This is a genomic window from Sporosarcina koreensis, assembly GCF_001531445.1.
In the GTDB taxonomy this organism is placed as follows: domain Bacteria; phylum Bacillota; class Bacilli; order Bacillales_A; family Planococcaceae; genus Sporosarcina; species Sporosarcina koreensis_C.
The window spans coordinates 28,637-38,263 of the sequence record NZ_LQYA01000258.1; the positions used below are offsets into that span (position 1 = coordinate 28,637).

At 44.6% G+C, this 9,627-nt stretch carries 9 protein-coding genes; 5 read left to right on the forward strand and 4 right to left on the reverse strand.

The window, feature by feature from the left end; all coding sequences use genetic code 11:
• Positions 1–504, reverse strand: a 504-nt coding sequence (locus AWV70_RS25025; RefSeq protein WP_235588814.1) for a PAS domain S-box protein, incomplete at its 3' end; no start/stop codon positions are given.
• A 141-nt stretch (positions 505–645) separates the two neighbouring features.
• Here AWV70_RS25025 and pruA point away from each other — a divergent pair.
• The 3 genes from pruA to AWV70_RS21810 all read left to right on the forward strand — a co-directional run bounded on the left by pruA (position 646) and on the right by AWV70_RS21810 (position 4,779).
• A complete protein-coding gene (gene pruA / locus AWV70_RS21800; protein WP_060210577.1) occupies positions 646–2,190 on the forward strand; it encodes an L-glutamate gamma-semialdehyde dehydrogenase in 1,545 nt (514 codons plus the stop codon).
• 64 nt (positions 2,191–2,254) lie between these two features.
• On the forward strand, positions 2,255–3,448 hold the full coding sequence (locus AWV70_RS21805; protein ID WP_060210578.1) for an ornithine--oxo-acid transaminase: 1,194 nt from the start codon (positions 2,255–2,257) through the stop codon (positions 3,446–3,448).
• A gap of 86 nt (positions 3,449–3,534) precedes the next feature.
• Entirely contained in the window at positions 3,535–4,779 is a 1,245-nt protein-coding gene (locus AWV70_RS21810; protein ID WP_060210579.1) for a Glu/Leu/Phe/Val family dehydrogenase, read from the forward strand.
• 172 nt (positions 4,780–4,951) lie between these two features.
• Here AWV70_RS21810 and AWV70_RS21815 read toward each other — a convergent pair whose 3' ends face one another.
• The gene (locus AWV70_RS21815; protein ID WP_414714859.1) at positions 4,952–5,188 is read right to left on the reverse strand and encodes a DUF378 domain-containing protein; all 237 of its coding nucleotides are present in this window, start codon (positions 5,186–5,188) and stop codon (positions 4,952–4,954) included.
• Between the two features lie 103 nt (positions 5,189–5,291).
• Between AWV70_RS21815 and AWV70_RS21820 the strand changes: the two genes are divergently transcribed.
• Entirely contained in the window at positions 5,292–6,458 is a 1,167-nt protein-coding gene (locus AWV70_RS21820) for an iron-containing alcohol dehydrogenase (protein ID WP_060210581.1), read from the forward strand.
• 32 nt (positions 6,459–6,490) lie between these two features.
• On the opposite strand, the gene AWV70_RS21825 is transcribed toward AWV70_RS21820, so the two are convergent.
• Together AWV70_RS21825 and AWV70_RS21830 are read right to left on the reverse strand one after the other, a co-directional pair.
• Complete coding sequence (locus tag AWV70_RS21825) at positions 6,491–7,501, reverse strand: cation diffusion facilitator family transporter (protein WP_060210582.1); 1,011 nt, start codon at positions 7,499–7,501, stop codon at positions 6,491–6,493.
• A gap of 15 nt (positions 7,502–7,516) precedes the next feature.
• Positions 7,517–8,239 carry an MgtC/SapB family protein gene (locus AWV70_RS21830; protein WP_060210583.1) on the reverse strand — a complete coding sequence of 241 codons (723 nt, stop codon included), beginning with the start codon at positions 8,237–8,239 and terminating at the stop codon, positions 7,517–7,519.
• Between the two features lie 118 nt (positions 8,240–8,357).
• Here AWV70_RS21830 and AWV70_RS21835 point away from each other — a divergent pair, with 118 nt between their 5' ends.
• A complete protein-coding gene (locus AWV70_RS21835; RefSeq protein WP_060210584.1) occupies positions 8,358–9,260 on the forward strand; it encodes a DMT family transporter in 903 nt (300 codons plus the stop codon).
• Positions 9,261–9,627 lie beyond the last annotated feature (367 nt).

Here is a 9,627-nt window from a genome sequence, read left to right on the forward strand (position 1 = left end):
GATGAGGAGCACGGGCAATTTTGCACCTGATGCTTTTCGGGCTGTCGATATGACAGTCTTCATTTCATCCGAAGCAGCGACAATTTGATTGAATGTGACAGGGTCGCTGTTTTTCCGCAGCGGATGCAGAACGAACCTTTCAAGAGCAGTGACATCTCTTGCTATCTCTACTGCGCCGACAAGCTCATCTTCTTGGAATACCGGGTAAGTATCATTAATGGTCGTTATTTCATGCCCTTTTCGATTCCAGTACGTCTGTTTGACATTCAACTGTTCTACACCGCTTTGCAGCACTTTCAATAACGTGCTCTCTTCCTGATCGAAGTTGAACAATTCCAGGATGGAACGATCTCCGACTTCTTCAAGTTCCAGTCCTTCGATCGCTTTCATCTTATCGTTATAAATAACAGTTCTGCCGGCATGGTCCACTGCATGGACGCCGACACCGGCCCGGTTCACTGCGAATTCGTATAAGGGAAAAAGGTTCTTTTCGATTTTACTCACGAATTAACACCGTCCGTTTAATTTTTTTTGCGAAATAAACAAAAACACTTGAAATGTGCAACAATCTCTTGCATTATTATATATGGAATAACAGATTAAATGCAAATTAATTTTGCTGCTAATTACCTGAGGAGGAGTAAAATGATCCCATACAAACACGAACCATTTACAGACTTTACACAAGCTGAAAACAAAAAAGCATATGAGGAAGCTTTGAGAACCGTCGAAGGCTACCTCGGGCAAGACTACCCGTTGATCATCGGCGGCGAGCGTATTATGACAGAAGACAAACTTGTTTCAACGAACCCGGCGAATAAAGAGGAAGTCATCGGCCGCGTTTCCAAAGCGAGCAGAGATCTTGCTGAAAAGGCGATGAATATTGCAGATGAAACATTCAAAACGTGGAGAAAAGTGAAGCCGGAATTCCGTGCAGATGTATTATTCAAAGCAGCTGCGATCATTCGCCGCCGCAAGCATGAGTTTTCAGCGCTTTTGACAAAAGAAGCGGGTAAACCATGGAATGAAGCGGATGCAGATACAGCGGAAGCAATCGACTTCTTGGAATACTATGGACGTCAAATGCTTAAATTGAAAGATGGCATGCCAGTTGAAAGCCGTCCTGGTGAATTCAACCGCTTCGATTACATCCCTCTAGGAGTCGGCGTAGTCATCTCGCCTTGGAACTTCGCATTGGCGATTATGGCAGGTACAACTGTAGCTGCATTGGTGACAGGGAACACAGTTCTCTTGAAACCGGCATCTACAACGACTGTTGTTGCTTATAAGTTCATGGAAGTGCTTGAAGAAGCGGGAATGCCTGCAGGAGTTGTCAACTACATCCCAGGTTCAGGCGCCGAAGTCGGTGACTACCTCGTGGATCATCCTAGAACTCGTTTCATTTCCTTCACAGGTTCACGTGAAATCGGTACACGCATTTATGAGCGTGCTGCAAGAGTGAACGAAGGCCAAATCTGGTTGAAACGCGTCATCGCAGAAATGGGCGGTAAAGATACAATCGTAGTAGACAACGAAGCGGATCTTGAATTGGCGGCTCAATCAATCGTCAAGTCAGCATTCGGTTTCAGCGGCCAAAAATGTTCTGCATGTTCACGCGCTGTCATCCATGAAGAAGTATACGATCAAGTCGTTGCACGTGTTGAAGAATTGACAAAAGAATTGACATACGGAGATCCTGCGAAACAATCCAACTTTGCAGGACCGGTTATCGACCAGGCTTCATTCGATAAAATCATGAGCTACATCGAAATCGGAAAAGAAGAAGGACGTCTCGTTGCAGGTGGAGAAGGGGACAGCTCTAAAGGCTTTTTCGTGGCACCGACTGTATTTGCGGATGTCGATCCGAAAGCGCGTATCATGCAGGAAGAGATTTTCGGACCAGTCGTTGCTATTTCCAAAGCGAAAAGCTTTGATGAAGCGATCGAAATCGCAAACAATACGGATTACGGCCTAACTGGCGCGGTCATCACGAACAACCGCGAGCATATTGAACAGGCACGCCAAGATTTCCACGTAGGAAACTTGTACTTCAACCGTGGCTGCACAGGCGCTATCGTCGGCTACCAGCCATTCGGCGGATTCAATATGTCCGGAACTGACTCTAAAGCGGGCGGTCCAGACTACTTGCAGCTTCACATGCAAGGCAAGACAACTTCTGAGACACTTTAATTAGTTAAGGAAGCAGTTCTAGTGACTGCTTCCTGCTATACATACAAATGGGGAGGGGAAACACATGTCGGTTTCTGAAAAAATCATTTCACAAACGAATAAATTTGGGGCGAACAATTACCATCCACTACCAATTGTCATTTCTGAAGCGGAAGGTGTTTGGGTCAAGGATCCTGAGGGAAATAAGTACATGGATATGCTGTCTGCATATTCTGCAGTGAACCAAGGACATCGCCACCCAAGGATCATCAAAGCGTTGAAGGACCAAGCGGATAAAGTGACATTGACATCACGTGCATTCCACAATGACCAACTTGGCCCATGGTATGAATTGATTTGTAAACTAGCAGGCAAAGACATGACTTTGCCGATGAATACAGGGGCGGAGGCTGTGGAAACAGCTATCAAAGCAGCTCGTCGCTGGGCGTATGACGTCAAAGGTGTCGAGGAGAATAAAGCAGAAATCATCGGTTGCAATGGGAACTTCCACGGGCGTACGATGACTGCGGTCTCCCTTTCATCCGAAGCGGAATATAAGCGTGGTTTCGGTCCGATGCTTCCAGGCATCAAGTTGGTGGACTTCGGGGATTTGAAAGCATTAGAAGAAGCCATCACACCGAACACAGCGGCATTTCTCATCGAGCCTATTCAAGGGGAAGCAGGTATCCTCATCCCACCTGCTGGCTATATGAAAGCTGCTTACGAACTTTGTAAACAACATAACGTCCTTTTCATTGCGGATGAAATCCAGGCGGGCCTTTGCCGTACGGGGAAAATGTTCGCTTGTGAATGGGAAGGCTTCGAGCCCGACATGTACATCCTAGGGAAAGCATTGGGCGGTGGGGTATTCCCGATTTCTTGCGTTGTTGCGAATAAGGATATTCTTGGAGTGTTCAATCCAGGTTCCCACGGCTCCACATTCGGGGGAAATCCGATGGCTTGTGCGGTTTCCATCGCTTCTTTGGAAGTTTTACAGGATGAGAAGCTTGCAGACAAGTCACTTGAACTAGGAAATTATTTCATAGAACAATTAAAAAAGATCAACCATCCATCGATTAAGGAAGTGCGTGGACGCGGCCTTTTCATCGGTGTCGAACTTAAGGAAGAGGCACGTCCATATTGCGAAAGGCTGAAAGAACTGGGTCTGCTCTGCAAAGAGACGCATGATACAGTCATTCGATTTGCACCACCTTTAATCATTTCAAAGGAAGAACTTGATTGGGCGTTGGAAAAAATCAATAAAGTTTTTACAAGTTAATTAATTAGTGCCCACATTCTATTCGGTGTATGATACAATATGTGCGGTAGAAAAAACATTATGAAATCAAAGAGGCGAACTTTTACATGACTGAAAACCTGAATCTATTTACGTCTACACAAGTTGTCATTAAGGATGCACTTGACAAATTAGGCTATGATGAAGGAATGTACGATCTTCTAAAAGAACCTATCCGAATGGTCGAAGTTAGGATTCCGGTCCGTATGGATGATGGAAAAGTGAAGGTATTCACCGGTTTCCGTGGACAACACAACGATGCTGTCGGCCCAACAAAAGGCGGCGTTCGGTTCCATCCGGAAGTTAGTGCGGATGAAGTGCGGGCATTATCAATGTGGATGACACTGAAAGCGGGAATTGTCGACTTGCCATATGGCGGCGGTAAAGGCGGAATCATCTGCGATCCGAGAGAAATGTCCATGGGTGAGTTGGAGCGTTTGAGCCGTGGATATGTACGCGCGTTAAGCCAGGTAATGGGACCGACAAAGGATATCCCTGCGCCAGACGTTTTCACAAATGCTCAAATTATGGCTTGGATGATGGATGAATATAGTAGAATCGATGAATTCAACTCTCCTGGTTTCATTACAGGTAAACCGATTGTTCTTGGCGGATCACAAGGTCGCGACCGTGCAACTGCCGAAGGCGTAACGATCATTATCAATGAAGCGGCGAAGAAACGTGGAATCGATATGAAAGGTGCACGTATCGTCATCCAAGGGTTTGGAAATGCAGGAAGTTTCCTTTCCAAATTCCTTCATGATGCAGGAGCAAAAGTAATCGGTATTTCCGATGCGTATGGTGCCCTCCATGATCCGGATGGATTGGACATCGACTATCTATTGGATCGTCGAGACAGCTTTGGAACAGTTACAACTCTTTTCGATAACACGATTTCGAATAGCGAGCTGTTGGAATTGGATTGCGATATTCTTGTTCCAGCTGCCATCGAAAATCAAATTACCGAAAAAAATGCTCATAATATAAAGGCGACGATCGTTGTGGAAGCGGCAAATGGTCCAACAACTTCGGAAGCTACGAAAATTCTTACAGAACGAGGAATCCTCCTCGTGCCGGACGTCCTTGCAAGTGCAGGCGGCGTAACAGTTTCCTACTTCGAATGGGTTCAGAACAACATGGGTTATTACTGGACAGAAGAAGAAGTTCGCGAAAAAATGACAACAAAAATGGTTGATGCGTTTGAAAACGTTTATAATGTCGCCTCAACAAGAAATATTGATATGCGTCTTGCTGCATATATGATCGGAATCCGCAAAACAGCGGAAGCATCCCGATTCAGAGGATGGGCATAAACAAAAGCGTAGAGCGCCTGCCTAGAGGCGACAGGCAAAGCCGTCACGTAGAACGGCTTTTGCGAGCAAAAGCGAAGCGTTGGGAGCAATAATTATGACCCCGAGCCTCTGGCGCTCGGAGCTGGATGATAACAAAAAGAAAGCATCTCCTGGTAAAACGGGAGATGCTTTTTTACACTTCTTCCGGCTCCACGACAGCACCATGCTCCAGCTGTTTCTCTCGCAAAGTATCAAAAAGCAATCCTAGTGTTATAAGACCGGAAACTCCTACGATAATGTAAAAGAAGCGTGCGAACGGTTGGGCATGACCATTCGCCAATTGAGCTACGACATCGAAGCTGAACAGTCCGACGACTCCCCAATTGAGGGCGCCTATTATTGTGATGGCCAACGCTAATTTTTTAACCAAAAATGTCACCTCCTGAGGATAGGATTCCCAATCCAAATCATTCCATACTTGCATCGTTCATTTCATTCTTGGATAATAAACAATAGAAATGGGAGGTCATATAATGAAGGAATTTGTTTTTCAAAACCCTGTTAAATTGATATTTGGAAAAAACTCAATTGCAAAGCTTGCGAAGGAATTATCGGCTTATGGAAATAGAATTCTCGTAGTTTATGGGGGAGGAAGCATTAAAAAGAATGGCCTTTATGATGAATTGATGGCAATCCTGAAGGCGGAACGAAAAGAAGTGTTCGAACTTGCTGGCGTGGAGCCGAATCCGCGAGTCAGCACCGCGAGAAAAGGGGCTGCACTTTGTAAAAATCATAATATTGATTTCATATTGGCGGTCGGCGGCGGGTCTGTCATCGATTGTACGAAATTAATTGCGACAGCTGCCAAGTATGACGGTGATCCGTGGGACTTCGTCATTAAAAAAGATTCACCTAAAGACGCGATTCCTTTCGGGACGATTTTAACGCTGGCCGCTACAGGGTCCGAAATGAATGCGGGATCCGTCATTACAAATGAAGAAACAAAAGAGAAATACGGGTGGGGCGGACCGCTCAATTTTCCGAAATTCTCGATCCTCGATCCAGCATACACACTCTCCTTGCCGAAAGATCAGACGGTTTACGGCATCGTAGATATGATGTCGCATATTTTCGAGCAGTACTTCCATAGCGCGACGAATACGCCGCTTCAGGATGAGTTATGCGAAGGAGCGTTACGGGTTATCATGGAAGCGGGTGAGAAACTCGTCGATGATCTACAGAACTATGAGTTGCGGGAAACGATTCTTTTAGGCGGTACTTGGGGATTGAACGGGTTTTTAGGTATGGGAAATGCCGGCGGTGACTGGGGAACGCATGACATCGAGCATTCGGTATCTGCAGTGTACGATATACCGCATGCAGGAGGATTGGCGATTCTGTTCCCTCATTGGATGAGGCGTACATTGAAGTTGAACCCGGCCCGTTATGCGCGGTTGGCCGTTAACGTCTTCGGAGTAGATCCAAAGGGTAAAACGGATGAGGCTGTTGCAAATGAAGGAATTGACAAGCTGAGGGAGTATTGGACAGCTATCGGGGCACCAGAAAGGCTCTCGTATTACGGCATTGATGACTCTAAAATTGATGTTATGGCAAAGAAGGCTGCGATCAATGGGCCGCTCGGCAGGTATGCCCAATTGCGTGTGGACGAAGTGAAATCCATATTGGTGGCTTCGTTATAATAATGAAAGTAGAGGGGACTTCATTCCACCCTCTACTTTTTATTTTCCGGCAGTTTTTTTCGTGCCTCTTCAGACATTGTCAGTTCGTTCACTCCTTGCCAGGTTTTGATGCCATCGTCTTCATCGAACGATATCAACGCTTCACGGACGCCTTTTTGCTTTAGAACCAAAGCCATGAGCCTGTCCCTTACATCATCAATATACGCGACGGTTTGTGTCGGATCGACCTCGGCAATCACTTCAACATGGAGATATTCACCTTCTTTGATCACTTCAACTTTTTGAATATCCTTAATATCCGGATCTTCGGCAATGATTTGCGCAATATGGTTCAACATTTCTTCATCAGTTTCGCCGATTGCTCCTCTGGCATTCTCCAGGAACACTCTGCCGACAACATAAAACATCATGAAGCCAATCAACATGGACGCAATCCCTTCGGCAGCAAGGAATCCGATAAAATGAGCAATCAAGACTGCGATGAAAGCCAATAAACCTCCGATTGTTGCAACCATATCTTCCATAAAGACCAGTTTCGTGGCAGGCTTGGCTTTATTTAAATGAGTTATGCTGTAGAGGAATGCTTTCATACCAGAAAGATCATTGCCTGTCTCATGTGCAATCTCCTTCGATGCCTTCAATAGAACAAAAAATTCCAGTAAGGTGGCTAAGCCAAGGACGCCGAGATTTATAAGAAGTCCTTTTGTTTCGGTCGGGTTCAGTATATGATGCCAACCTTCTTTCACGGCCTCATATGACATGATGCCGACAATGATGACGGCGCCTAAGCATACAAGGTTAACAACCCTACCGAACCCGTTTGGAAAATTAGGGGTTGGCGCCTTCTTGGATAAGGCGGATCCGATATACACAAAAAATTGATTCGCGGCATCACCCAAGGAGTGCATCGTTTCCGCAAACATGGCTACGTTTCCTGTTAATATATAGGCGATCGCTTTCAGGACGGCGATGGCAGCATTGACTGTACCGGCCAGCAGGGACGGTTTATTGCCATCCTTCAGCAGACGCAAAAGATCCTTCATATATATCAGCCTCCATTAAGGAAAGATTTCTATTTCGACCGATTCAATATAAGGGAGTTCGGTCAGTTCGGTATATAATTGTGTAGTTCCTTTCTTAGGAAGTGCATCAAGACGGAAATCGACTTCATGCACTGACGGTTTATTATCAAAGTGCAATTGGCGGATTCTTAGATTCTCCACTTTCATATTTTCGGAATTTAATATTCCGATCAAATCATCAATTTTACTTTTATCTGATATGACGACAATGCAGGCAGCTTCCTTTGAACGGATTCTTTTCGGGCCGAATTTTCCAAGAATCGGTGCTATGACTTCGATAACAAAGAGGATACTCAAGACAGCGAATGCAGCTTCAATATAAAATCCGGCACCGACAGCAATTCCAATGCTTGCGGCTCCCCAAATCATTGCCGCTGTAGTCAATCCCGTAATATTATCGTTATCTCGCCTTAGAATGGCACCGGCTCCTAGAAAGCCGATTCCGCTGACGATTTGAGCGGCGAGACGCAACGGATCCATTGTCACGTTAATATCGTTCCTGGCTGGAACAAGATAAGCGGCTTCAATAGAGACGATTGTCAATAGACAGCTGAAAGTTGAAATGACTGCGCTCGTCTTCAAACCGATAGGCTTCTTCTTAATTTCCCTCTCTACTCCGATAATTAAACTTAAACCTAAAGCAATTGCGATTTTAATCAATACTTCTGGATACATTGAATTGTCGATAATCCAATCCATTGACTTTTCCCCCCACTATCATCTGCCTAAGGAAGATGTGTTATACTCTTTGTATTGTCTTTAGCCTAAAATGGTTATAAACTAACTTGTATTCTTATTTGAAAGAGAAGTGTGCAACATGGAAAAACCTACAATTCATCCATCTATCCCAATCATCATTGGCGTTATATCAGTGGCGCTGTCGGCGATCTTCGTAAAACTAGTCACAGCTGATGCCGGCGTCATCGCTTTCTATCGTATGTTATTCACGGTTGTTCTCATGCTACCGTTATTCCTAGTTAAATATAGGAAGGAAGTTTTTCTCCTAACGAAAAAAGACTGGATCTTTTCAACAGTCGCCGGAGTTTTTCTGGCTTTTCACTTCATTTTATGGTTTGAGTCTTTGAATTACACCTCTGTTGCAAGTTCAACTGTACTCGTGACATTGCAGCCGATCTTCGCATTTGTCGGAACATATTTCTTCTTTAAAGAAAAACTATCGTTTAAAACGATTTTGTCGGCAGTAATTGCAATCGCCGGCAGTGTCATCATAAGTTGGAGTGATTTTCAATTGAGCGGAACCGCTTTTTTTGGTGACATGCTTGCGTTGGCTGCTTGTGCCTTGATTACCGCATACCTTCTTTTTGGACAAGAAGTGCGCAAACGATTGTCTCTTATTACTTATACGTTTCTTCTATACTCTATCAGTACAGTAACGCTCTTTTTTTATGTCCTTATAAAAGGTGAATCATTCGGTCCGTATTCATCTTCAAATTGGTTCTGGTTCTTTATGCTTGCGCTTATCCCGAATCTGCTGGGGCACTCGCTTTTCAATTGGGCAGTTAAATGGGTCAGTACAAACGTCATTTCCATCGCCATTCTTTTTGAACCTGTAGGTGCATCGGTTCTGGCGTTTTATATCCTTCACGAGAAACTTTCTGCAGCGCAAATAACGGGTGGAATCGTAGTCATAGCGGGCATTCTGTTGTTCATTGTCGATGTGAAAAAGATTCGAGATAAATTATTTTTAAAAAAGGCTTGATTTTATATTTGGTTATGAGGTATATTATTACTTGTCCTTAAGAGACAACAACAACTTCGAAAAACAATACGAAAAAAAGTTGTTGACTCGAGAGTGACAAGGTGTTATGATTAAGAAGTCGCTGTGAAAGACAGCGAAACAATGAACCTTGAAAACTGAACAGCAAAACGTCAACAAATAAAGTCTTGCAACCGACCTCGTCGGCGAAAAGACAAAACGAATCTTTGGATTCGAAATTGACATCTTAAATGATGCCAGCAAGAAACTCGAGCTATTCAAGTTTCTCTAAATTGGTGTTCGAGACGTAGTGCAGTGCCAGGAAGCGAAGGAGTGAGGGAGGGAGCGTACAACAGTACGTGACCGACTG